Here is a 23,189-nt window from a genome sequence, read left to right on the forward strand (position 1 = left end):
ATGCGGGCGGCGGGCCGGGCGTCTGCCAAGATGGGGAACCGTGTTGATCCCTTTGCTCGTCTCGCAGCTCACCGACCAGGCGCTGATCACGATCGTTGTGGTGATCGCGGCCGTCCTGGTCGTCGGAACCACCGGTCTGGTCGTCGCGCGGCGCCGCCGCGCCGAGCTGCCGCCGGCCGCTCCCAAGCCTGCGGTGGAGTCCGCCGAGCCGCAGGTCGGTGACGACGCCGAGGAACCGCGGGACACCCCGACCCGCACGCTCGAGGACACCGACCTGCCGGAGCCGGCAGCGGCCCAGCAGACGGTCGAGAAGCCCGAGTCCGCGCAGGGCCGGCTCGTCCGGCTCCGCGCCCGGCTGGCGCGTTCGCAGGGTTCCCTCGGTAAGGGGCTGCTCGCGCTGCTCTCCCGCGACAAGCTCGACGAGGAGGCGTGGGAGGACATCGAGACCACGCTCATCACCGCGGACGTCGGTGTGGCGCCCACGCAGGAGCTGGTCGAGAAGCTGCGCACCCGCATGCGCGTCGAAGGCGTCGGCGCCGCACAGGCCCGTGAGATCCTCCGCGAGGAGCTGATCGACCTGGTCAACCCGTCGCTGGACCGGACGCTGAAGGTCAGCCGCAGGGAGACGCAGCCGGCCGTCGTACTCGTCGTCGGCGTCAACGGCACCGGCAAGACCACCACGGTCGGCAAGCTGGCCCGGGTGCTGGTTGCCGAGGACAAGCACGTCGTACTGGGTGCTGCCGACACGTTCCGCGCCGCCGCGGCCGACCAGTTGCAGACCTGGGGCGAGCGGGTCGGTGTCCGGACCGTGCGCGGCCCCGAGGGCGGCGACCCGGCCAGCATCGCGTTCGACTCGGTCAAGCAGGGCATCGAGGAGGAGGCGGACGTCGTCCTGGTCGACACCGCCGGCCGCCTGCACACCAAGACCGGCCTGATGGACGAGCTCGGCAAGGTGAAGCGGGTCATCGAGAAGTCCGCCGAGGTGGACGAGGTCCTGCTCGTCATCGACGCCACCACCGGTCAGAACGGCCTCACGCAGGCCCGGGTGTTCGCCGAGGTCATCAACGTCACCGGCCTGGTCCTGACCAAGCTGGACGGTACGGCGAAGGGCGGCATCGTGATCGCGGTGCAGCGCGAACTCGGCGTACCGGTCAAGCTCGTCGGCCTCGGTGAGGGGCCGGACGACCTGGCCCCGTTCGACCCCGAAGAATTCGTCGACGCGCTGCTGGACTGATGTAGAGAACCCGGCACCGGCTCCGTCTCCGGGTAAAGGGCTCTACGAAGGAGAGACGACATGACCAAGTTCATGGTGTTGATGAACATGGACGGCGGGAACTGCGAGACGCCGATGCTGGAGTGGGACGAGGCAGACATGAAGGCCCACATGACGTATCTCGGCGACCACGTCGAGCGGCTGCGGAAGAGTGGCGAGCTGGTCGAGGTGCAGGCCCTCACCTGGCCCGCGCACGCCAAGGTGGTCCGGGCGGCCAGCGTGGCTGCGCCGGTGCTGACGGACGGTCCGTACGCCGAGTCGAAAGAGGTCCTGGCCGGCTACATGATCGTCGACGTCGAGTCGGAGCAGCGCGCGATCGAGATCGCGGCGGAGCAGTCCGCGGCGCCCGGGCCGGGCGGTGTACCGCTCGAGCAGCCGATGGAGATCCGCCGCCTGATGGAGTCGGATGCCGATCTCCACGACATCTGAACCGGACGGCGAGCTGGAGGACCTGCTGCGAGAGCTGACGCCGCGGGTCCTCGGCGCCGTTGTGCGCTGGTCCGGTGACTTCGCTTCGGCCGAGGACGCGGTCCAGGAGGCACTGCTCGCAGCGGCGACCACCTGGCCGCGGGACGGCCGCCCGGACAACCCGAAGAGCTGGCTGATCCAGACCGCGTCGCGACGGCTGATCGACGAGGTCCGCCAGCAGCAGGCCCGTCGACGCCGCGAGGAGCGGGCCGCGCTGCGGGAGGTGCCGGCCGGTGAGGTCGAGGAGCACGACGACACGCTGCGGCTGCTGTTCCTGTGCTGCCATCCGACGCTCACACCGGCCTCGGCGATCGCACTGACCCTGCGGGCGGTCGGCGGCCTCACCACGGCCGAGATCGCCACGGCGTACCTCGTGCCTGAGGCAACGATGGCGCAGCGCATCAGCCGAGCGAAGTCGAAGCTCAAGGGCTCCAGCTTCGAGCTGGACGCCGACCCGGACCGGCTGCGCAACGTGCTGCACGTGCTGTACCTGATGTTCAACGAGGGCTACACGAGCACCAGTGGACCGGAGCTGCATCGCAGCGACCTCTCCAGTGAGGCGATCCGCCTGACTCGCGCTGTGCAGACACAGTTGCCGGACGACGGTCAGGTCTCCGGACTGCTCGCTCTGATGCTCCTGACCGACGCACGTCGCACAGCGCGCACAGGTAAGAGCGGGGAGCTCATACCGCTGGCTGAGCAGGACAGGTCGCTGTGGGACCACGACGCCATCACAGAAGGCGTGGCACTCGCGGTACAGGCGTTCAACACGCCTCCGCTGGGGGAGTACCAGATCCAGGCAGCCATCGCCGCGCTGCATGACGAGGTGGACCGCGCCGAGGACACCGACTGGCCACAGATCCTGATGCTGTACGGCCTGCTCGAAGACCTGTCCGGCAACCCGATGGTGAAGCTCAACCGAGCGATCGCCGCCGCCATGGTCGACGGACCGGACGCCGGGCTGAAACTCCTTGCCCCGTTGGACGACGAGCTGTCCGGCCACTACCGCCTCGACGCCACCCGCGGACACCTCTACGAGATGCGCGGCGACCACGAGACCGCCGCCGAACACTTCCGGGCGGCGGCCCGCGGTACGACGAGCCTGCCGGAGCGCGACTACCTGATGACCAAGGCCGCGTCGCTCAGTTAGGTCCTAGTGTCCTGCTTCTGAAGTTCGTGCCATAAGTGCGGCGGGGATTCGACGCACACCCCCGGAACTCGCGGCGCTCGGGCTCCCCAAACCGGTTTGGGGAGCCGTACCCCCGGATCAGCCAGTAACCCTCCCCAAACAACCGGAATCGGCCGCTCCATCTTTGAGAAGCCACCGACCAGAATTCGCCCGCCGAAATGGTTGGTGGGTTCTCAAAGATGTCCCAAAAGGGGGGTGCTGCCGCCTCGCTCCTCCCCAAACCGGTTTGGGGAGACTTTCCACCAGGACTGGGGAGGGCTGCTGCCCGATTCGGGAGGGTAGAACTCCCCACAACGCCGCCACCCCGCTGCCACCCCGCTGCACCCCCGCTGCACCCCCGCTGCACCCCGCCGGGGCGGGTACCCACTCCGGGGATATGTCGCGAACTTCCGACCCAAGTATCAGCTGTACTGCGCGAACGCCGCCGCGAGGTCGTCGTCTGTTGCCAGGAGCAACCGGAGAAGGATGCGCGCCTTGTACGGGTCGAGGAAACCGGCGTCGATCAGGCCGCGCTGCAACAGGTCGACTTCCGAGCCGGGGGAGTGGTAGGTGTTGCGGATCACCGAGCCGGCGCCGGTCCGTGAGGTGAGTACGACCGGTATCTGCGCCGCCAGTTCGCCCAGGACCGGTGCGAGGGCAGCCGGTACGTGGCCGACGCCGTACCCGGCGACAACGAGCCCCTGGTGTGTGTCGGCGAGGCCCTGCAGCAGTAGACCGTCGTCGTCCAACGTGACTGTGTAGAGCGCCACGTGGATGTTGTCGAGCTCAGCAGGTTCAGCACTGCCCTGTACGCCGTCCAGCCGCAGCGGGCGCGTGAGTACGCGCACCTGCTCTTCGACGACGTGGCCGATCGGACCGGTGTTCGGTGACACGAACGTCGCCGTACTCGTGCTGTGCGTCTTGCGCACCCAGCGGGCCGCGTGGATCTCTTCGTTGAAGACGACCAGTGCGCCCAGGTCACGTGCCGCGGGGGAGCAGGCGACCCGCAGCGCGGCCAGCAGGTTCGCAGGGCCGTCGGGACCGGCCAGTGTCGGGTTGCGCATCGCACCGGTGAACACGAGCGGCTGCGGGTGCGGCCAGATCAGGTCGGCCAGGAAGGCGCTCTCTTCCAGCGTGTCGGTTCCCTGAGTGACGACGACTCCCACGGCTCCGGCGGCGACGGCCTTGGAGGCGGCGTCGACGACCTCGAGCAGCTTGGCAGCGGTCAGGTTGGAGCTCGGTACCTTCTCGATGTCCTGGATCTCGACCGAATGGCCCAGCTCGGGCAGGCCGGGCATCGCGGCGGTCAGGTCGTCACCGGTCAGGCGGTGGGTGCCGGCCATCGAGATGGTCCCGCCCAGCGTGAACAACGCGACGCTCACTAGGTCTCTCCTCATGTGGTGCGGGCTCTGACGTGCATCCGCTCCCCCTGCGGGCCGTAAAGACATAGCACCTCAGTCGGTCCAGGTCCCGGGTTGGAGAACCAGTGCGGCACGCGACAGTCGAATTCGACCGCCTCACCCTCCTTGACGATGAAGTCCTGGTCACCGAGCTTGAGCCGGATGCGGCCCGACAGCACGTAGAACCAGTCGTAGCCCTCGTGGGTCTTCTGCACCACGTCATTGCCCGGATACCCCGCCGGCAGGATCTGCTTGAACGCCTGCAGTCCGCCCGGCCGCCGGCTCAGCGGGATGTGCACGGAGCCGTGGCGCTTGATCGGCTTCTGGTAGATCCGCGGGTCTCCCGTCGGCGGTGCGTCCACCAGTTCGTCCAGCTGCACCTGGTGTGCTCGAGCCAGCGGCAGCAGCAGTTCCAGCGTCGGTCGGCGCTGGCCGGACTCCAGCCGGGACAGTGTGCTGACCGAGATGCCGGTCGTCTCGGACAGCTGGGCCAGCGTCGTGCCGCGCTCGCTCCGGAGCGCCCGCAGCCGCGGTCCGACCGACTCGAGAACGTCCTCGTCGTTTGCCATACCGGCAACAATACTTGTCGAAACTGAAAATCACGACACATCCTCGGTTCAGACGCTAGAACAGAGGAGTCCAGAGATGACGAAGTACGACGTGATCGTGATCGGCGGCGGCGCGGCCGGGCTGAGCGGGGCACTGGCGCTGGTCCGGTTCCGTCGGTCGGTCCTGGTGATCGACGACGGTACGCCGCGCAACGGGCCCGCCGGCGGCGTGCACAACTTCCTGACACGTGACGGCGTACCGCCCGGTGAGATCTACGCGCTCGGCCGCCAGGAGGTGCAGGGGTACGGCGGGGAGTTCGTCAACGGCACTGTGACAACGGCCCGGCGCGACGAGGACGGATTCGCGGTGGAGTTGGCCGACGGTACGACGTACCGGAGTAGGCGGTTGCTGGTGACGACAGGGCTCACTGACGTGCTGCCCGACGTACCTGGGCTGGCTGACCGGTGGGGGAAGGACGTGGTGCACTGCCCGTACTGCCATGGGTGGGAGGTACAGGACCAGGCCATCGGCGTACTGGCGACCAGTTCGATGGCGATGCACCAGGTGCAGCTGTTCCGGCAGCTGAGTGATGACGTGACGCTGTTCCTGCACACTGCGCCGGAACCGACCGAGCAGCAGTGGGAGGAGCTGGCTGCGCGCGGAATCGCTGTAGTACAAGGGAAGGTCGAGCAGGTCGAGGTCACGGGCGACCGGATCATTGGTGTCCGGCTGGAGGGCGGCACGGTCGTTCCGCGGCAGGCACTGGCGATTCAGACCACCATGCGGGCACGCGCGGGCTTCTTGGCCGACCTGGGCCTGGAGACCACTCTGGTGGAGTCGAACGGAGTAGAGGTCGGTACTGCGGTCCAGGTCGACGCTATGGGTGCCACGCAGGTCCCAGGTGTCTTCGCAGCCGGCAACGTCAGCAACCCGATGGCACAGGTGATGCCGTCCGCAGCGGCGGGACTGGCGGCTGCAGGTGGCATCAACTTCGACCTGATCAGCGAAGAGACGCGTCGGGCAGTAGCAGCGCGCAGTAGTTGAGGAGTTGAATAGAGGCGGGAGGGTGGATGCAGGACACGGTCGACCCGGACTTCGCCTCGTTCGTCGATGCGCGGCAGGGCAGATGGCTCCGTACGGCGTACCTCGTCTATGGCGACTTGCGCCGAGCCGAAGAGGTGCTGTTGCGCGCCTTCACGCAGCTGTCGGTGCGCTGGACCAAGGTGGACGACCCGGACGCCTTCGTCCAGCGCATGCTCTACCAGCCGGCCCTGCGGCCGTGGAACCGGACGAAACCGTTCCCGGACGAGGAAGACCCGGTAAAGCTCGCACTGGCTGAGCTGACGCCCGTGCAGCGCACTGTGTTCGTGCTCCTGCACCTGGAGGAGCTCACCGAGTTCGAGGTGTCCGAGCTGCTCGGGCTGTCGCACACCGCCGTACACGCGCACGGCATGAGCGCTTTCGGTCGCTTCCGTACGGCGCTGGGCGCGGGCGACTGGCGTGACGCCCGATGAGACGGGAAGACGTCCAGCCCCTGCTGCTCCAGGCGGCCGACCAGCTACCGGAGCCCGAACTGGCCGACGCAGCGTGGGCAGCCGGCGTGACAGCGCATCGGCGTCGGCGCCGTACCGTCGTGATCTGTGTGATCGCCTTCATCGTGGGGGCGATCGTCGCGTCGGTCCTGGTCGGGATCCGTACGTCGCGCAGCGCCGACGACATCACCCCGCCGAGGACTCCGCCCGGCTACATCGAAGCGTCCGGACAGATCAGCGGGATCGACTTCTGGGTGGCGCCGCCGCCGGGTAGCGAGCGTTTCCTCGACCGCCTCGAGACGCCACTCGGCGATCGGCTGGAGTTGCCGCACAAGGTGCACCCGCTGGCGAAACACACGCTGGGCAGCGTCGCGGCCGTCGTTCTGGTGAAGCAGGGTGACCGCTATGCGCCGGTCTTGCTCGGCGTGGACGGGTCCTGGGCCCAGGCCGACGTCGGCCTCGTCGCGGTCGGTGGCCAGTCGCCACTCAGCTCGGGAGCCGTCTCTCCGTACGGCCGGATCGTCGCGTTCCCGCAGCCGGGCGAGCTGGTCACGGTGAATGCGACGACAGCCCGCATCACCCGGTTCCCGCTGCCTGCCGGTGATTTCCGCAGCGTGTCCTGGGTCCAGGACGAGCAGCGTGTGCTGGTCAGCGGGCCAGGCCACGCCTACCAGGTGCTCGTCGGGGAAGGCGGTGACGGAGAGCAGCCGGTGATCCCGGTCTCGGCGACGAACGATCCGAACGAGTCCACGTCGCCGTACCGGATCCAGACCGGCTCCGTGATGCGGTACCTGTTCAACGGCCAATGGGTGGAGGACAGTCCTCTCACCCTGCCGGTCCGGTCCTGGCAAGGCCAGACGATGTCGTCGAACACCGCCGCGGCGCGCGTCTTCGTCGCGGAGAAGCTTCCGGAGGTCCCGACGAGGGTGTCGCAGCCTCAGGTGCTGGCCGCGATCTCCACGCTGCGGACACTGCCCAGCCGGTTGCTGGTGCTCGGGGAACCACAGGACAATCCCCCGACCAACGAGGGGGCGGGGGATCATCCGTACGTGCGTGAGGCAGGCTGCTGCGTCGTACTCGGTTGGTACGACGACAGCAACGTACTGTTCCGGGTCCACGGCTGGCTCCTGGCCTGGAACCTCGACAGCGGACGGGTTCGACGCGTCACCGAGATGGGCGTCGACCAGGTCGCTCTGGGCCCCGGACTACGGCTCTGAGACAGGCAACTCGAGTACTGCGCGCAGTGTGACGTCGGCCAGGCGATCGGCGTCGTCGGGCGGCGGCATCGGCTGTCCGGTCAGGGCTCGGATCACGAACACCCCGGCCATCCACTCGACCATCAGCACCGGGTCCGCGGTGCTCTTGATCGGTTCGCCACGCGCCCGTGCGCGTTCAAGTGCTTGCCGGGTGAGCTCGATCCGGCGTTCCAGTACACCGCGGTAGATCGCGGCGGACCGCTCGTCGCGGTTCGCCTCCGAGACCGCCAGGCGAATCATCGCCCGGCCGTACTCGCTGTTCGCGAACGCCAGCGCGACGCGGTAGACCTGGCGCAGGTCACCCGCGATCGAACCGGTGTCCGCGTCCGGGATCTCCAGGTCGAACAAATCGGCCATCGCGTCATTGGCGAGCAGCTCCTTGCTGGCCCACCGCCGGTAGATCGTCGCCTTGCCGACCCCCGCGGCCTCGGCGACGTCGTCCACCGTCATTCCTTCGAATCCCCGCTCCAGCAGCAGCTGCACGGCGTACCTGCGGATTCTCGGCTCCGCTTCCGGGTCCCGTGGTCTGCCGCGGCGCGGCCGCACCCCGTGGTTCGGCTCCATTTCGTCGTTCCCCAGCTCAGACGGGTGCAGTGGCGCGGCTGCTGCCCGTGTGGTCCAGGCCAGAGTGCCACATGTTGGCCTCCGGTGAGCCATGTCACCTCGATGTCACCTGGGAGACCGCTTTGTCACATGCCTGAAACAAATGGACCGATCGGCTGAAACGGCGCGCCGACACCGTTTGCCGTGTGGCTGGGCGCGGGCTCCCCGGCGTTGTGGAGTTCTCCCGACTGAGGACGTCGGCCACCCCCTGTATCGATGGAAGGGATGACGTTGATGGAGATCAACGCCGGCGATACCGCCTGGGTCTTGGCAAGTGCCGCCCTGGTGATGCTGATGACACCGGGCCTGGCTTTCTTCTACGGCGGCATGGTGCGCATGAAGAGCGTGCTGAACATGATGATGATGAGTTTCATCACCATCGCCGTCGTCACCGTGTTGTGGGTGGTGGTCGGCTTCTCGCTGACCTTCGCCGGCGACACCGGGCACGTGATCGGGGACTTCTCCGAGGTCGGCCTGAAGGGCCTGCTCGCACCGGAGGCGGTGAGCGGGACGACGCCCACGCTCGCTTTCGTCGCCTTCCAGCTGATGTTCGCCATCATCACACCGGCGCTGATCTCGGGTGCCATCGCGGACCGGGCCACGTTCCGTGGCTGGATCGCGTTCGTCGTGGGCTGGACGCTCCTGGTGTACTTCCCGGTCGCGCACTCGGTCTGGTTCCTGGACGACGGCAACGGCGGCTGGATCGGTGACAAGCTGAAGGCGGTCGACTTCGCCGGCGGTACGGCGGTCCACCTGAACGCCGGTGCCGCAGCGCTCGCGCTGGCGATCGTGCTCGGCAAGCGGGTCGGCTGGAAGAAGGACCCGATGCGGCCGCACAGCCTGCCGCTGGTCCTGCTCGGCGCCGGTCTGCTGTGGTTCGGCTGGTTCGGGTTCAACGCGGGCTCCGCGCTGAGCGCCGGCACCACCGCCGCCGTCACCTTCGTGAACACCCAGGCCGCCACCGCCGCCGCCGTGATCGGCTGGCTGATCGTCGAGCGGATCGTGCACGGCAAGGCCACCACGCTCGGACTCGCGTCCGGTGCGGTCGCCGGTCTGGTCGCGATCACCCCGTCCTGTGGCGCGGTCTCGCCGATCGGTGCTCTCATTCTCGGCCTGGCGGCCGGCGCGATCTGCTGCGGCGCGGTCTCGCTGAAGTACAGGCTGGGCTTCGACGACTCGCTCGACGTGGTCGGCGTGCACTTCGTCGGCGGTCTGTTCGGCTCGCTGGCGATCGGCCTGCTCGGTACGGCGGCAGCTCCGTCCGCGGTCGACGGCCTGTTCTACGGCGGTGGAGCGACCCAGCTCGGTAGGCAGGCGCTGGCCAACCTGGTCGTCGGTGTGTACTCCTTCACGGTCGCCTTCATCCTCGGCAAGATCATCGACAAGACGATCGGCTTCCGGCTCAAGGAGGACGACGAGGTCACCGGTGTCGACCAGGTCGAGCACGCCGAGACGGCGTACGACTACCTGGGTTCGTCCGGTCTGCGCGGCATGACGGCCCGCCCGGCCCCCGCCGAGACCGAGAATGGGACCACTGAGGCCTCGGAGAAGGAAGGTGTCAAGGCATGAAGCTGATCACCGCGGTGGTCAAGCCGCACAAGCTCGACGACGTCCGGGCCGCGCTGGAGACGTTCGGCGTCACCGGCATGACGGTCACCGAGGCGAGCGGCTACGGCCGGCAGAAGGGCCACACCGAGGTCTACCGTGGCGCGGAGTACGAGGTGGACCTGGTGCCGAAGGTGCGGCTCGAGGTGGTCGTCGAGGACGGTGACGGCGCCGATGTGGTGGACGTGATCGTGAAGGCCGCCCAGACCGGCAAGATCGGCGACGGCAAGGTCTGGGTCACGCCGGTAGAAACGATCGTCCGGGTCCGCACCGGCGAGCTGGACGGAGACGCACTCTAGATGGTCGATCGAGCAGAGCAGCGGCGCGGGCGTGCCGAAGAGGCCGACGCGCTGTTGCAGCTGCTGCTCGCAAAGGCTTGTGACGCCCTCGGTGTACCTACCGAGGGCGTTGCCCTGGTTGCGGTGGGCGGCTACGGGCGTGAGGAGCTGTCGCCGTACAGCGACCTCGACGTGATGCTCGTGCACGCCGAGGGGTACCCGCGGATCGACGAGCTGGCCGCCCAGATCTGGTACCCGCTGTGGGACTCGAGGACCAAGCTGGACCACAGCGTCCGCACACTGGCCGAAGCGCAGGAAGCCGCGGCGGCCGACGACCGCGTGGCTCTGGGGCTGCTGGACGCACGGCATGTCGCGGGCGACACGCACCTCACACTGCAACTGCGGTCGGTGCTGATGGCCGACTGGCGGCGTACGGCGCGGTCCCGGATGCCCGGACTGGCGCAGGCGTGCCGTGACCGGGCGTCCACGGTCGGAGAGCTCGCACACCTCGCGGAGCCCGATCTGAAGGAGGCGTACGGCGGTCTGCGCGATGCCGTCGTACTGCGGGCGTTGGTGGCGGCATGGTTGGTCGACGTACCGCATCCTGTGCTGGAGCGTGCGCGGCGGGACCTGCTCGAGGTCCGCGACGTACTGCACGAGGTGGCTGGCCGCGCGACGGACAGACTTGTAGCCGACTTGGCCGGTGAAGTGGCGGCTGGGCTCGGGATGTCGGGGCGGGACGAACTGCTGCGGCACGTGTACGCGACGGGCCGGACACTCGCGCACGTGTGTGACGTGTCCTGGCGGCGTGTCGAGAGCTTGATGACGAAGCCGCCGCGGTCCCGGCGTCGTCAGCGGTCCGGTGGGCCGTTGCTGCTCGCACTGGACGAGGGTGTGGGCCAGCACGAGGGCGAGGTCGTGCTGATGCCGGACGCGCGTCCGGAGCGGGACCCTGTCCTCGGACTGCGTGCTGCTGCAGTCGCTGCGGACCGTGAGCTCGTGCTCTCACCTGCTGTCTGTGCGCGGCTGGCAGCGTCGGCCGCGGACCTGCCCGAGCCGTGGCCGGGGGAGGCGCGGCGGTTGCTGTGCGCTCTGCTCGGTGCGGGCAACGGACTGCTCGAGGTGTGGGAGGCATTGGACCAGGCCGGGTACATCTCCCGGATCCTGCCCGAGTGGGACGCCGTACGGTTCCGGCCGCCGCAGTCGGCGATCCACCGGTTCACCGTCGACCGGCACTTGCTGGAGACCTGCGTCGAAGCGTCCGCGATGGTGCGCGACGTACGGCGACCTGACCTGTTGCTGGTTGCCGCTCTGCTGCACGACCTGGGGAAGGGGCTCGACGGCGACCACAGCGTCACCGGTGCAGGCATCGCAGCTCGGGTGGCGCGTCGCATCGGCTTCAGCGAGGCCGACGCAGACACCATCACCCTGCTGGTCCGACAGCACCTCATGCTTGGGCAGGTCGCCACCCGGCGAGACCTGGAAGACCCGATGACTGTGGACATGGTCGTCGGCATCGTGCGCAGCACCGAGACCCTGGACCTGCTGGAAGCCCTCACGTACGCCGACGCGCGGGCAGCCGGTCCGGCCGCTTCGTCGCCGTGGCGGATGCGCCTGGTCGGTGAGCTGTGCCGGCGCGTGCGTGGTGAGCTGGCCGGTGGTGGCGAGAGCATGTGGACCGAGGTGCCGCCCGTCGCGGTACCAGTGCTGCACCAGGTGGTTGGTGTTGGCCGACTCGGCGTCACCGTGTCCGACCACCACGGCGACCTGCGGGTGAACGTCGCCGTACCCGATCAAGTAGGCACACTGTCGACCGTTGCCGCCGTACTCGCGGTAGAACGGCTGGCGGTGCGGTCTGCCGTCATAACGTCCGTTGACGGACTGGGCATCTCGCAGTGGACCGTCGCTGGATCGCCTCCTGATCCGGTGCGCCTGCGCGACCGGCTCGCGGTGGCACTGCGTGACTCGGCCGACGTCGTACGGCGGTTGGCCGCACGGGACTCGTCACGCGAACGTGTCGCGAGTCGTGTCGACCTGTTGCCGGAAGCGTCGGAAACAGCCACGGTGCTGCAGGTGCGCGCCCACGACCGTCCGGGCCTGCTGTACGACGTCACGGCGGCGATCGCTGCCACTGGTGCGGACATCCGCTCCGCACACGTCAGCACGCTCGGTGCCGAGTGCGTGGACGTCTTCTACCTCACAGACAGCCACGGCGCGCCACTCGAGTCCGAAGACGCGCGGACGACCGCAAAGTCCGTACTGGATCGACTGACCTTCTAATCTCGGCTACGTGGATGTTGTAGAGGCTCTCCAGCGACAAGCGACCGCCTGCGAGGACCTGGGGTCCCCGATGTACGCCGAGCTGCTGCGGCTGCTCGTGGACGACTACGAGGTCGGTGGGGTGTCGGTTGAGGTACTGGCCGAGTACGAGGGCCGTTCGTTCGGTGAGGCGGTCGGTCTGCGGCTGCTGGCTGCTCTACACGGCATGGTGCTGTCCGGTACGGCGCCTGAGCTTGCGGCGTTCTACCCGAGTGTCGGCGGAGCATGGGACCCAGTGCTCGGCTGGGAGGCGTTCGAGCAGGTACTGCAGTCACGGCTGGGAGAGGTGCGGTCACTACTCACGCAGCCGCCGCAAACGAACGAGGTAGGACGGTCGGCTGCGCTGTACGGCGGCCTATTGCACTTGGTCGAGGCGGTGCCGCTGCCGGTGCGGTTGTTCGAGATCGGTGCCAGCGGCGGGCTGAACCTACGGGCCGATCGGTACCGGTACGTGACGGACGGGGCGTCGTACGGGCCAGCCGACAGTCCTGTGGTGTTTGACTCCGCCTGGTCGGGACAGGTGCCGTCAGTGGAGTTGCGGATCGCTGAGCGGGTGGGGTGCGACATCGCCCCGGTGAACCCGCTGACAGCGGACGGTGCGCTCACGCTGACGTCGTACGTGTGGCCGGACATGCCTGATCGCCTGGAGCGGCTCCGTGGTGCGCTGAAGGTCGCGCGGGAGATCCCGGCCGACGTACGGCCGGAGGACGCGGTCTCGTTCCTGCATGGGCTGGAGCTGTCGTCGGGGCACGTGACGGTCGTGTGGCACTCGATCATGTGGCAGTACCTGCGCCGCCCGGACCGGGCCGCGATCGAGGCGCGCCTGGACGAGCTCGGCGCATCGGCCACCCCGTCCGCGCCCCTGGCCCGTCTGCGGCTCGAGCCGCACCAGGTGACCACTCACGGTCCCGGCACGACCGGCTGGGAGTTCCGCGTCGACCTGCAGACTTGGCCGGGCGGAGTGCGCCGGGTCCTCGGGCGCGCCGAACCCCACGGACAGGGCCTGGTGTGGGACCCGGTGTCGTTCAGCTGAGCGCGGCGACCAGGGTGTCGGTGAGTTCGGTGGCGTAAGTGCCGTCAGGGTCGAGGTCGGGGTCGAAGATGCCGATGTCGAACCCGACGCACTTCGGGGACGCGAGCAGCGGCCGGAGGAGCGCCCGTAGTTGGTCGTGGTCGATCCCGCCCGGGTCCGGGCTGTCGACGGCCGGCATGATCGCCGCGTCGAGGATGTCCACGTCCAGATGCACCCAGAACCCGTCCAGCTCGGCCAGGTGCGCCAGCGTTCCTCGGGCGGCCGCGTTCGGATCGTCCGCGATCTTCGACGCCGGCCAGACCGGGATCCCGGCCTTCTCCACGTCGCCGACGTACTCGTCGTCCGCCCGGATCCCGAGCAGCACGACGTCGGTGTCCCGCGTGTACGGCCCGAGTCCTTCGAGATCGGTCAGGTCCACCTGGCCTCGCCCGGTGACCAACGCCAACGCCTCACCACCCGCTGCCCCGACGTACGGCGAGTTGTCGACGGTCCGGAAGTCCGAGTGCCCGTCGATGTACACCACGCCGTACCGGCCGAGCCGCTTCAACGCCAACGCCGGCCCGAGCAGATTGCTGCACTCACCACCCAGCAACACCACGAACTTCCCCTGCCCCACGAACCCGGCCACCCGATCCGCCAACCGCACCGTGTACGACGCCATACCTTCCGCGTTGAACACGCCGTCGCCGGGCTTCCAGTCGTGCATGTCGTACCGCGGCGGCGTCACACACCCGCCGTCCGCCGCCCCGATCCGCCCCACAAACCCCCGATCCCGCACCGCCCCCGCCAACTTGTAGCACCCCGGCACCACTCCCGCCCCAGGCGCCCGCAACCCCAGATTGGAAGGCCCGTCCACCACAACCCGCACCCGAGTCTCCTAACCGATAACCTCAATTGAATAGGTTAGATCGTCGGCGGTCTTGCGATCGGCTGTCAATCAACTACCCGTGGAAACTTCTGCCCAACTGCTCGCCCCGGCGCCGACGCACGGGCGGCCGCTGCTCGCGAACCGTCCCCGAGCGATGGCCGCTCTCCGGTCGCTCCGGCGGCAGGTGCAACATCGTTCAAGAAGCGCGCCGCCGGCACCTCTGCCTGCTTGCTGTCGCGTACGGGTTCCACAGCCCGCTGCCGTACGCCGTCCGCCGCCGGCTCCTGCGCCGTGTGCTGGAACCGGTGCCGAATCTCGTCGACCTTCGAGTTGACCGCCCGCCCGATCTCCTCCGCCACCTGCCGCCCAGCCTCCGGCGACCGCCGCGCCAACTCCTCCCACCTCGGATGCAACATCGCCCCGATCAACTCCCCCCGAACCGCCCGCCGATCCACCCCCTCACCAGGCACCACCTCCTCCAACCGATTCCGCACCACCCCCTCAGCCAACCGATCAAACTGCATCACCGCCGGCCCGCGGCTGAGGCGATTGATCAGGTCGCGCCTGTCGACCCGTGGACCAGCGGCCTGCGCGATCAATGCGGTCGTCGCCGCGTAGGCACCGGTGTGCTGCTGCTCGTCGAAGACCAGTCCTTCGTAGCCCGCCAGTTCGCTGAAGGTGGTGAAGTCGTTGGTGGCGCGTACTGCTGCAAACCCTTCGGCGATGCCCAGGGAATGATTGGTGCGAACCGCATTCGCCTCGCGAGGTGCGTCCAGGTCCATCCCCGCATGCGTGGCGCGGTGCAGGACCGTCGCCAGCGCGTGGGCCTGCCGCCGGTGGTCCGGTGTCTGAGACAGACCCTCACGCAGGATCGGCTCGTGGACTCCGATTGCACCGGTCCGTTGATCGAAGCCACCGAGCCCGCTCGTCGCATACAGCTCACCGTTCCAGCGGTCGATCCCCGTCGGGCGGAGGCGCCGTGCGACGTCGTACAACCGGGCGAATTCCTGGTACGTCGCGGAGTGCTCGGGGACTCGCTGGGCGGACTCAGCCATCGGTCGACGGGAACGGCTCGTCGGTCAGCGGGAACGGTGGGTCGCGGAGGAAGTTCTCGAGGGACTCGAGGTCCTGGGTCATGGCACGGATATCGTCCTGCTCGTCCTGAGGTGCGCGCTCGGCGATCTCCCAGATCTGTCGGCGTGCGTCCGCCAGCATCGTGATCTGCTCCTCGGTGGTACCGGTGGGCGGGTACGCGACGGCGTGGATGCGGTCCGCCTCGTGGAACAGTTCGCTCCATTCACGGGGCGGCGCCGGCGGCTCATCGAGGCGTGCGATCACGCGAGCGGTCCAGTTGAGGTCCTCCTCCGAGGCATCGGCGGGTACGAGCGCGCGCAACTTCTCCTGCTCCGCCGCGACGTCCGTCGGGTGTACGTCGTCGCGCACCCGATCGCGGGCGCGCCCGAATGCGTCGTTGAAAGCGGGGATGTCGAGGGGCATCTCTCGGCTCCTTGGGGGACGGGGGCGACAGGAGCACGGTAGCGAGAAAGAGGGGTTGGCCGGTGGAGTTATCCACAGGTTGGCGGGCCGGTAGACTCGGGGAGTTCATCGCTTCGAGGAAACGGACTGTTTCTCGTGTTCGACACGCTTTCCGATCGGCTCTCCACCGCGTTCAAGAATCTGCGGGGCAAGGGCAAGCTGACCGACGCCGACATCGACGCGACCGCCCGGGAGATCCGGATCGCGTTGCTGGAGGCGGATGTCGCGCTGCCCGTCGTGCGGGAGTTCATCGCGGCGGTGAAGGAACGGGCCTCCGGGGCCGACGTGCGCGGCGGACTGAATCCGGCGCAGCAGGTCATCAAGATCGTCAACGAGGAACTGGTCAACATCCTCGGCGGCGAGACCCGCGAGCTGCGGATGGCGAAGCGGCCGCCGACGGTGATCATGCTGGCCGGTCTGCAGGGTGCAGGTAAGACCACCCTGGCCGGAAAGCTCGCGAAATGGCTGCGGGAGACCAAGCACCAGACGCCGATGCTGGTCGCCGCCGACCTTCAGCGGCCGAACGCGGTCACCCAGCTGCAGGTGGTCGGCGAGCGCGCCGGCGTACCGGTGTTCGCCCCGGAGCCCGGCAACGGCGTCGGCGATCCGGTCGACGTGGCCCGCAAGGCGATGGACGAGGCGCGCACCAAGCAGCACAGCGTGGTCATCGTCGACACCGCCGGCCGGTTGGGTGTCGACGAAGAGCTGATGAAGCAGGCCGCCGACATCCGCGACGCGGTCAACCCGGACGAGATCCTGTTCGTCGTCGACGCGATGATCGGTCAGGACGCGGTCAACACCGCGCAGGCCTTCCTCGACGGGGTCGGCTTCGACGGCGTCGTACTGTCCAAGCTGGACGGTGACGCCCGCGGTGGTGCCGCGCTGTCGATCGCGCAGGTCACCGGTCGCCAGGTGATGTTCGCCAGCAACGGCGAGAAGCTCGAGGACTTCGACGTCTTCCACCCCGACCGGATGGCGTCCCGCATCCTCGGTATGGGCGACGTGATGAGCCTGATCGAGCAGGCGGAGAAGTCGTTCGACGCCGAGGAGGCCGCGAAGACGGCCGCCAAGCTGCAGAAGCGCGGCGGCAAGGACTTCACGCTGGACGACTTCCTCGCCCAGATGCAGTCGGTGCGCAAGATGGGCCCGCTGACCAAGATCTTCGGCATGCTGCCCGGCGCGAACCAGTTCAAGGACCAGCTGGAGAACTTCGACGAGCGCGAGATCGACCGGATCGAGGCGGTCATCCATTCGATGACCCCGGCCGAGCGGAACGACCCGAACATCATCAACGGCTCCCGCCGGGCTCGGATCGCGAAGGGGTCCGGGACCGAGGTGGCGACCGTCAGCGGCCTGGTCGAGCGGTTCTTCGAGGCCCGCAAGATGATGTCCGCGATGGCGTCCGGCAAGGGGATGCCGGGGATGCCCGGGATGCCCGGGATGCCGGGTGTGGGCGGCGGCCGGAAGGCCAAGCAGCAGCAGCAGAAGAAGGGCAAGAAGCGCGGTTCCGGTAACCCCGCCAAGCGGGCGAACCAAGGCAGCCAGCAGCCGCAGGCCCCGCAGCCGGGTCAGCTGCCGGCGGCCTTCGGCGGCGGGCAGGACGGCGGCGACTTCGAGCTGCCGGACGACCTGAAGAAGATGCTCGGCGGCAACTGAGCCCTTCCTGAAAGGGCAGACCCGTGTCGGCCGAACGGATGTCCAAATTGTCATCCGTTCACCCGGCGCGCTCGGTGCTGCCTGAGGCCTACTGTGGTGAGGCGTGGGGGAGTGAACACCGGGGGACGAATACCTGAACTTGCCTGTTCGGTACTCGGTCACGGCGCACCGGCTCCGGTTGTGGCCGACCTTCCGGCGGCTAAGATCGTCCCTACGCCCGAGTGACACACCATCTGCGGAATGCGTCGAGGACGGTTCGGATGAGGCAGCAGTTCAAGAACCTGGACACGTGGCGGGGAAAGCTGACCGCCACCTGGGTCTGCCTGGCTCCGCCCACCGCCATGGTCGCCGTGTTCGTGGTCGGCGGGGTCACCTCGAACACGTTCATCGTCGACGCGCACGCGCTGGCCGCCCCGCGGCAGGACGCGGTGTTCGACGACCTGGCCGACGCGGTGCCGAACCAGCCGGGTGTCGACGGCAGTCTGCCGACGCAGGAGAAGTCCACCGTCCAGGTCCCGATCACGGGTACGACGGACGGCACCGTGAAGCCGATCCCCGGCGTGTTCGGGGACACCTCGGGCATCCCGGGCACCGTGCTGGCGGCGTACCAGAAGGCGGCGCGCGATCTCGCGATGTCGATGCCGGGCTGCCACATCACGTGGCCGCTGCTGGCCGGGATCGGCAAGGTCGAGTCCGGGCATGCGAGCGGCGGCAAGGTGGACGCGAACGGCAACACCCGCGGCAAGATCCTCGGCCCGGTCCTCGACGGCGGCCCCGGGATGGCGGCGATCTCCGACACCGACCAGGGCGTGTACGACGGGAACGCGACGTGGGATCGCGCTGTCGGCCCGATGCAGTTCGTCCCGGGCACCTGGAAGGCGTTCGGTGCCGATGGCAACGGTGACGGGCTCAAGGATCCGCACAACGTGTTCGACGCGGCGCGGGCGGCGGGTGACTACCTGTGCTCCGGCGGCGCGAACCTGGCGGATCCGCAGGGCCTGGTCCAGGCGGTGCTGCGCTACAACCACTCGATGGACTACGTGTCGACCGTGCTGCGGTGGATGCAGACGTACAGCAAGGACACCGTGACGATCCCGGACAAGCCGGGCGTCATCAACACCCCGGACGACGACGGCAACAACGACGAGCGGGATTCGACCCGTACGACGACCTCGCCGTCGACCACCGCACCGACGTCGGCGCCCACGACGGTCCCGACCACTGTGCCCACCACGGTGCCGACGACCGTTCCGACCACGCACCCGACGGTGGCCCCGTCGTCGCGGCCGATCCCGAGCGCGACCGGGTCGAGCAAGCCCACGCCGTCGGTCACCAGGCCGCCGCTCGATCCGCCGACCAGCACGCCGACCAACACGCAGAACACCCCGACGACCACACCGTCGACGCCGACTCCGAGCGACCCGACCTGCACGCCGACGCCGGCGCCGAGCGAGACCCCGACGCCGGCTCCGGAGACCACGACTCCGAGCGGCGAGCCGTCGGGCTCGACGACCACGTCGACGACCCCGGACGGGACGCCGACCGAGCCCACGACGCCGGTTCCGTGCAGCCCGAGCGCCGCGCCGTCCGCCGGCTGAGCCCGGCCGAGCCCGGCCGACGGCGAACTCCCGGTGCTGCTCCGCAGACGACCAACTGAACCGCAGCCGATTGTCGGTCTGGTGCCTACGGCCTGTAGGGTCAGGTAGCGGCGTTCGTTACCTCGGTGCCGGGTTTCCGAGGGGTTTCTGGGCGTCGTAACTTTGCGTCGTCTTGATGTAACTTTCTGGCGCTCGGTTCGTTGAAGGGGCTATGCGCCTAACCCGTAGTGGTAACCGTCGGGTCAAAATCATCATCGCTTCATTGTGTACGGCCCCGCTCCTGGTCGGGGCCATCGTGACCGTCGCCTCGGGCGGAGCCGGTGCCTCCGGACCGCTCACGGCAGGTAACCCGGTCGCCCCATCGCCTGGGGCCGGGCTGAACAGCGGTGAGTTCGACGAGCTGACGATGATCGTGCCGCAGCGTCCCGGAGTGGACGGCCGGCTCGGATCCGACAAACCTGCCCGCGACGACGTCCCCGTGCAGGGGGCCACCGACGGCCGCTCGGTCGTCCGTCCGGGTCGTCCGGGTGCCGTGAACGGCATTCCGCGCGGGGTGTTCCCCGCCTACCGCCGCGCCACCGCGAACCTCGCGGTCGTGCGGCCGAACTGTGGTCTGACCTGGCCGCTGCTGGCCGGTGTCGGCAAGGTCGAGTCCGATCACGCGAGCGGCGGCCGCGTCGACGTGGCCGGCACCACCCGCGGCCGGATCCTCGGCCCGGTGCTGAACGGCCGGCACGGCAACGGCAGGATCGCCGACTCCGACAAGGGCAAGTACGACGCGGATTCGACCTGGGACCGCGCGGTCGGCCCGATGCAGATCATCCCGCAGGTCTGGGACGAGTACGGCGCCGACGGCAACGGTGACGGCTACCGCAACCCGAACAACGTGTACGACGCGATCACCACGGTCGCCGTGGTGCTCTGCTCCGAGGGCGACGACCTGCGCAGCCCACGGGACCTGGTCGCCGCTCTGCTCCGCTACCAGCACTCCAAGGACTTCGTCGCGACCGTGCTGAAGTGGATGCGCGTCTACAGCAAGAACGCGGTCCTGGTGCCGAACGCGAAGGGCAACATCGCGAGCGCCAAGGCGAACGGCAACGCCGACCGCCGGGTCGACCCGCGGGACGTCCCGGACGTACCGGACGACACCAAGACGCCGACTCCGACGCCGACCGCGGTGCCGACGACGCTGCCGACCGCCGTGCCGCCGTCCACGCCGTGGGCGACTCCGACCCTGCCGAGGCCGGTGGACACGCCGACCGACCGGCCGACCAAGACGCCGACGAGCACACCGACCAAGACCCCCACCAAGACGCCGACGAAGACGCCTACCAGGACGCCGACGCCGACCCCGACTCCGACCCCCACGCCGACTCCGACCCCGACGCCCACCTCGACCCCGACGAACACCCCGTCCGGATCGCCGTGCGCCGGCAACGAGACCACCACCCCGACCTGTACGCCGGGCGGCGGCTCGCACGGATAACACTGCGCCGGATACGGTCGCTCCATGAGTGATTCCGGCGTACTCAGGCTGGTCGGCACGGTGCTGCCGGCCGGTGAACAGCAGGAGCTTCACCTCAGCGGTGGGCTGGTCGTCGACCGGCCCACCGCTGCTGATGTGACGACCGTGCACACCGGCGGCTGGATCGTTCCTGGTCTGGTCGACGCGCATTGTCACATCGGCCTCGACCAGCACGGCGGTGTCGACGAGGGGATCCAGGAGCAGCAGGCGATCGCCGACCGCGAGGCGGGCGCGCTGCTCGTCCGCGACGCCGGTTCGCCAGTGGACACCCACTGGATCGACGACCGCGCGGACCTGCCGAAGATCATCCGGGCCGGCCGGCACATCGCCCGCTCGAAGCGGTACATCCGGAACTACGGCTGGGAGATCGAGCCCGACGAGCTGGTCGCGTACGTCGAGCAGGAGGCCGCCCGTGGGGACGGCTGGGTGAAGCTCGTCGGCGACTGGATCGACCGCGACGCCGGCGACCTGACCCCGTGCTGGCCGGCCGAGGCGCTGAACGCCGCGATCGCCCGCGCCCACGAGCTCGGCGCCCGCGTGACCGCGCACGTGTTCGGCGAGCACGCCCTCCCGGACTTGGTGGCCGCGGGTATCGACTGCCTCGAGCACGGCACCGGCATCGAGCCCGGCCTGCTCGGCGAGCTGACCGAGCGTCAGGTGGCCGTCGTACCCACCCTGATCCAGCTCGACAACTTCCCGCAGTACGCCGAGCAGGCCGCGGCCAAGTTCCCGGTCTACGCGACGCACATGCGCGACCTGTACGAGCGGCGCCTGCATCGGCTGCGGGACGCCTTCGAGGCCGGCGTACCCGTGTACGCCGGGACCGACGCGGGCGGTGTCCTCGGACACGGCCTGGTCGCGCAGGAGATCCAGGCGCTGACCGAGATCGGCATGTCGGGGGAGCAGGCCCTCGCCGCCGGGTCGTGGGCGGCCCGCGCGTGGCTCGGGGCGCCCAGTGAGCTGCGGCCCGGCGATCCGGCCGATCTGGTCGTGTACGACGAGGATCCGCGCGCGTACCCCGCCGTACTGACGCATCCCCGGCTGATCGCTCTGCGTGGAAACGTGGTCTTCTCCCGGTGACGGGAAGAAATTCACTCAAACACTAGATGTACCGGAAGATCTTCCCTTAGCGTGACTCTCGGGACCGCCGACGCCCCTCGGCGGACCAGATACGGGAAGGATCCGCCCCATGTCCCGAGTACCGAAACTGGCCGCAGTCCTGGCTGTCGGCGCACTCGCGCTGACCGCCCTTCCGAGCAACGCCGCGGAGCCGGCGCAGCCCACCGGTCAACCGGACCTCGCCGCCGCGTTCAAGACGGCGTCCGCGAAGTACGACGTACCGCGGGAAGTCCTGGTCGGTGTCGGCTTCGCCGAGACGCATCTCGACGGCCACAACGGCACCCCGAGCCAGGCGAACGGCTACGGCGTGATGCACCTGGCAAGCAACAACGTGAACAAGACGATGTCCGAGGCAACCAAACTGACCGGGCTGCCGGTCGCCGAGCTGGCCAAGGACGACACGTCGAACATCCTCGGCGCCGCCGCTGTGCTCGACTCCTACGCCGATCAAGCCAAGCTGACCGACAGAGAAGATCTCGGCAAGTGGTACGGCGTGATTGCGGAGTACTCGCACTCCGCCGACGCCCCGACCGCGCGGCTGTACACCGACGAGGTCTATCGCGTGATCGCCCGCGGCGTCCGTACCGCAGGCGTCTCGACCGACCCGAAGAAGGTCACGCCTGACCGTGGCGTCTACGCGAAGGCCGCACCACTCAGGACCGCTGCAGTCGACTACCCGGGCGCGATCTGGAACCCGGCCAGCACGAGCAACTACCGCGTCGGCCGGACCGCGGCGATCACCACGATCGTCATCCACGTGACCCAGGGCTCGTACGCCGGCACCATCAGCTGGTTCAAGAACCCGTCCGCACAGGTCAGCGCGCACTACGTGGTGCGCTCCAGCGACGGCGAGGTCACCCAGATGGTGGCCGAGAAGGACACCGCCTGGCACGTCCGGACGGAGAACCCGTACTCGATCGGCATCGAGCACGAAGGGTACGTCGACCAGCCGTCCTGGTTCACCGACGCGATGTACCGCTCGTCGGCGGCGCTGACCCGCAACATCGCCGACCGGCGGGGGATCCCGAAGGACCGGGCCCACATCAAGGGCCACAACGAGATGCCGAACAACGACCACACAGACCCGGGACCGAACTGGAACTGGGACTACTACATGCAGCTGGTGAACGGCGGCGACCCGAACCCGCCCGAGTACAACTTCACCACCTGGGGCAACGGCGTGAACGTCCGCTCGGCGCCGAAGCTGTCCGCGTCGGTCGTGACCACGCTGCCCGGCCCGACGCAGGTGTTCGTCGAGTGCCAGGTCCAGGGCGACACGGTGACCGCCGGCGGCTACACCAACAACTGGTGGGCCAAGTTGCGTGACCAGCATGGCTACATGACCAACATCTACATCGACGACCCGAACGCGAAGCTGCCCGGCGTACCGGACTGCTAGAGGA

General features: G+C 68.7%; 21 protein-coding genes. 15 read left to right on the plus strand and 6 right to left on the minus strand.

All coding sequences use genetic code 11. From position 1 onward, the window contains the following. The first annotated feature begins 40 nt into the window (after positions 1-40). Genes ftsY through ACWF0M_RS16915 form a run of 3 tightly spaced genes read left to right on the plus strand, consistent with a single transcriptional unit; the run spans position 41 to position 2,891 of the window. A complete protein-coding gene (gene ftsY / locus ACWF0M_RS16905; RefSeq protein ID WP_452236586.1) occupies positions 41-1,234 on the plus strand; it encodes a signal recognition particle-docking protein FtsY in 1,194 nt (397 codons plus the stop codon). Between the two features lie 60 nt (positions 1,235-1,294). Then, positions 1,295-1,702 carry a YciI family protein gene (locus ACWF0M_RS16910; RefSeq protein WP_452236587.1) on the plus strand — a complete coding sequence of 136 codons (408 nt, stop codon included), beginning with the start codon at positions 1,295-1,297 and terminating at the stop codon, positions 1,700-1,702. After that, positions 1,680-2,891 (plus strand): RNA polymerase sigma factor, encoded by a 1,212-nt coding sequence (locus ACWF0M_RS16915; RefSeq protein ID WP_452236588.1) that lies wholly within the window; start codon positions 1,680-1,682, stop codon positions 2,889-2,891. Before ACWF0M_RS16910 ends, ACWF0M_RS16915 begins: the two co-directional genes overlap by 23 nt. A gap of 440 nt (positions 2,892-3,331) precedes the next feature. Here ACWF0M_RS16915 and ACWF0M_RS16920 read toward each other — a convergent pair whose 3' ends face one another. Both ACWF0M_RS16920 and ACWF0M_RS16925 read right to left on the minus strand, forming a co-directional pair. Continuing rightward, on the minus strand, positions 3,332-4,291 hold the full coding sequence (locus ACWF0M_RS16920) for an asparaginase (RefSeq protein WP_452236589.1): 960 nt from the start codon (positions 4,289-4,291) through the stop codon (positions 3,332-3,334). Between the two features lie 11 nt (positions 4,292-4,302). Continuing rightward, positions 4,303-4,878 carry a helix-turn-helix domain-containing protein gene (locus tag ACWF0M_RS16925; RefSeq protein WP_452236590.1) on the minus strand — a complete coding sequence of 192 codons (576 nt, stop codon included), beginning with the start codon at positions 4,876-4,878 and terminating at the stop codon, positions 4,303-4,305. A 76-nt stretch (positions 4,879-4,954) separates the two neighbouring features. Between ACWF0M_RS16925 and ACWF0M_RS16930 the strand changes: the two genes are divergently transcribed. Genes ACWF0M_RS16930 through ACWF0M_RS16940 form a run of 3 tightly spaced genes read left to right on the plus strand, consistent with a single transcriptional unit; the run spans position 4,955 to position 7,607 of the window. After that, positions 4,955-5,902, plus strand: coding sequence for an NAD(P)/FAD-dependent oxidoreductase (locus ACWF0M_RS16930; protein WP_452236591.1), 948 nt, complete (start codon positions 4,955-4,957; stop codon positions 5,900-5,902). Positions 5,903-5,928: 26 nt separating this feature from the next. Further along, positions 5,929-6,372, plus strand: coding sequence for a sigma factor-like helix-turn-helix DNA-binding protein (locus ACWF0M_RS16935; protein ID WP_452236592.1), 444 nt, complete (start codon positions 5,929-5,931; stop codon positions 6,370-6,372). Continuing rightward, positions 6,369-7,607, plus strand: coding sequence for a hypothetical protein (locus ACWF0M_RS16940; protein WP_452236593.1), 1,239 nt, complete (start codon positions 6,369-6,371; stop codon positions 7,605-7,607). The genes ACWF0M_RS16935 and ACWF0M_RS16940 overlap by 4 nt, the downstream gene beginning before the upstream one ends. Here the strand turns inward: ACWF0M_RS16940 and ACWF0M_RS16945 are convergent. After that, positions 7,596-8,210: a TetR/AcrR family transcriptional regulator gene (locus tag ACWF0M_RS16945; protein WP_452236594.1), complete on the minus strand. Its 615-nt coding sequence runs from the start codon at positions 8,208-8,210 to the stop codon at positions 7,596-7,598. The genes ACWF0M_RS16940 and ACWF0M_RS16945 overlap by 12 nt on opposite strands. A 264-nt stretch (positions 8,211-8,474) precedes the next feature. Between ACWF0M_RS16945 and ACWF0M_RS16950 the strand changes: the two genes are divergently transcribed. From ACWF0M_RS16950 to ACWF0M_RS16965, 4 genes are read left to right on the plus strand one after another with little or no spacing between them, the layout of a single operon-like run. Then, a complete protein-coding gene (locus ACWF0M_RS16950) occupies positions 8,475-9,818 on the plus strand; it encodes an ammonium transporter (RefSeq protein WP_452236595.1) in 1,344 nt (447 codons plus the stop codon). Continuing rightward, entirely contained in the window at positions 9,815-10,153 is a 339-nt protein-coding gene (locus tag ACWF0M_RS16955) for a P-II family nitrogen regulator (RefSeq protein ID WP_452236596.1), read from the plus strand. The genes ACWF0M_RS16950 and ACWF0M_RS16955 overlap by 4 nt, the downstream gene beginning before the upstream one ends. Next, the gene (locus tag ACWF0M_RS16960) at positions 10,154-12,412 is read left to right on the plus strand and encodes a [protein-PII] uridylyltransferase (RefSeq protein ID WP_452236597.1); all 2,259 of its coding nucleotides are present in this window, start codon (positions 10,154-10,156) and stop codon (positions 12,410-12,412) included. It begins immediately after the preceding gene. 10 nt (positions 12,413-12,422) lie between these two features. Beyond that, positions 12,423-13,484 carry a DUF2332 domain-containing protein gene (locus ACWF0M_RS16965; protein ID WP_452236598.1) on the plus strand — a complete coding sequence of 354 codons (1,062 nt, stop codon included), beginning with the start codon at positions 12,423-12,425 and terminating at the stop codon, positions 13,482-13,484. On the opposite strand, the gene ACWF0M_RS16970 is transcribed toward ACWF0M_RS16965, so the two are convergent. From ACWF0M_RS16970 to ACWF0M_RS16980, 3 genes are all read right to left on the minus strand, one after another. After that, a complete protein-coding gene (locus ACWF0M_RS16970) occupies positions 13,477-14,244 on the minus strand; it encodes an arginase family protein (RefSeq protein WP_452236599.1) in 768 nt (255 codons plus the stop codon). The genes ACWF0M_RS16965 and ACWF0M_RS16970 overlap by 8 nt on opposite strands. 173 nt (positions 14,245-14,417) lie before the next feature. After that, positions 14,418-15,407, minus strand: coding sequence for a hypothetical protein (locus ACWF0M_RS16975; protein WP_452236600.1), 990 nt, complete (start codon positions 15,405-15,407; stop codon positions 14,418-14,420). Beyond that, positions 15,400-15,849, minus strand: coding sequence for a hypothetical protein (locus tag ACWF0M_RS16980; RefSeq protein WP_452236601.1), 450 nt, complete (start codon positions 15,847-15,849; stop codon positions 15,400-15,402). Before ACWF0M_RS16980 ends, ACWF0M_RS16975 begins: the two co-directional genes overlap by 8 nt. Positions 15,850-15,984: 135 nt before the next feature. Between ACWF0M_RS16980 and ffh the strand changes: the two genes are divergently transcribed. The 5 genes from ffh to ACWF0M_RS17005 all read left to right on the plus strand — a co-directional run bounded on the left by ffh (position 15,985) and on the right by ACWF0M_RS17005 (position 23,185). After that, the gene (ffh, locus tag ACWF0M_RS16985) at positions 15,985-17,544 is read left to right on the plus strand and encodes a signal recognition particle protein (RefSeq protein ID WP_452236602.1); all 1,560 of its coding nucleotides are present in this window, start codon (positions 15,985-15,987) and stop codon (positions 17,542-17,544) included. A 260-nt stretch (positions 17,545-17,804) separates the two neighbouring features. After that, positions 17,805-19,142: a lytic transglycosylase domain-containing protein gene (locus ACWF0M_RS16990; RefSeq protein ID WP_452236603.1), complete on the plus strand. Its 1,338-nt coding sequence runs from the start codon at positions 17,805-17,807 to the stop codon at positions 19,140-19,142. A 295-nt stretch (positions 19,143-19,437) separates the two neighbouring features. After that, entirely contained in the window at positions 19,438-20,628 is a 1,191-nt protein-coding gene (locus ACWF0M_RS16995; protein ID WP_452236604.1) for a lytic transglycosylase domain-containing protein, read from the plus strand. A gap of 24 nt (positions 20,629-20,652) precedes the next feature. After that, positions 20,653-21,747 carry an amidohydrolase family protein gene (locus ACWF0M_RS17000; RefSeq protein WP_452236605.1) on the plus strand — a complete coding sequence of 365 codons (1,095 nt, stop codon included), beginning with the start codon at positions 20,653-20,655 and terminating at the stop codon, positions 21,745-21,747. A gap of 109 nt (positions 21,748-21,856) precedes the next feature. Continuing rightward, positions 21,857-23,185, plus strand: coding sequence for an N-acetylmuramoyl-L-alanine amidase (locus ACWF0M_RS17005; RefSeq protein ID WP_452236606.1), 1,329 nt, complete (start codon positions 21,857-21,859; stop codon positions 23,183-23,185). Positions 23,186-23,189: the final 4 nt, after the last annotated feature.

This window comes from Kribbella sp. NPDC055110 (genome assembly GCF_053607525.1).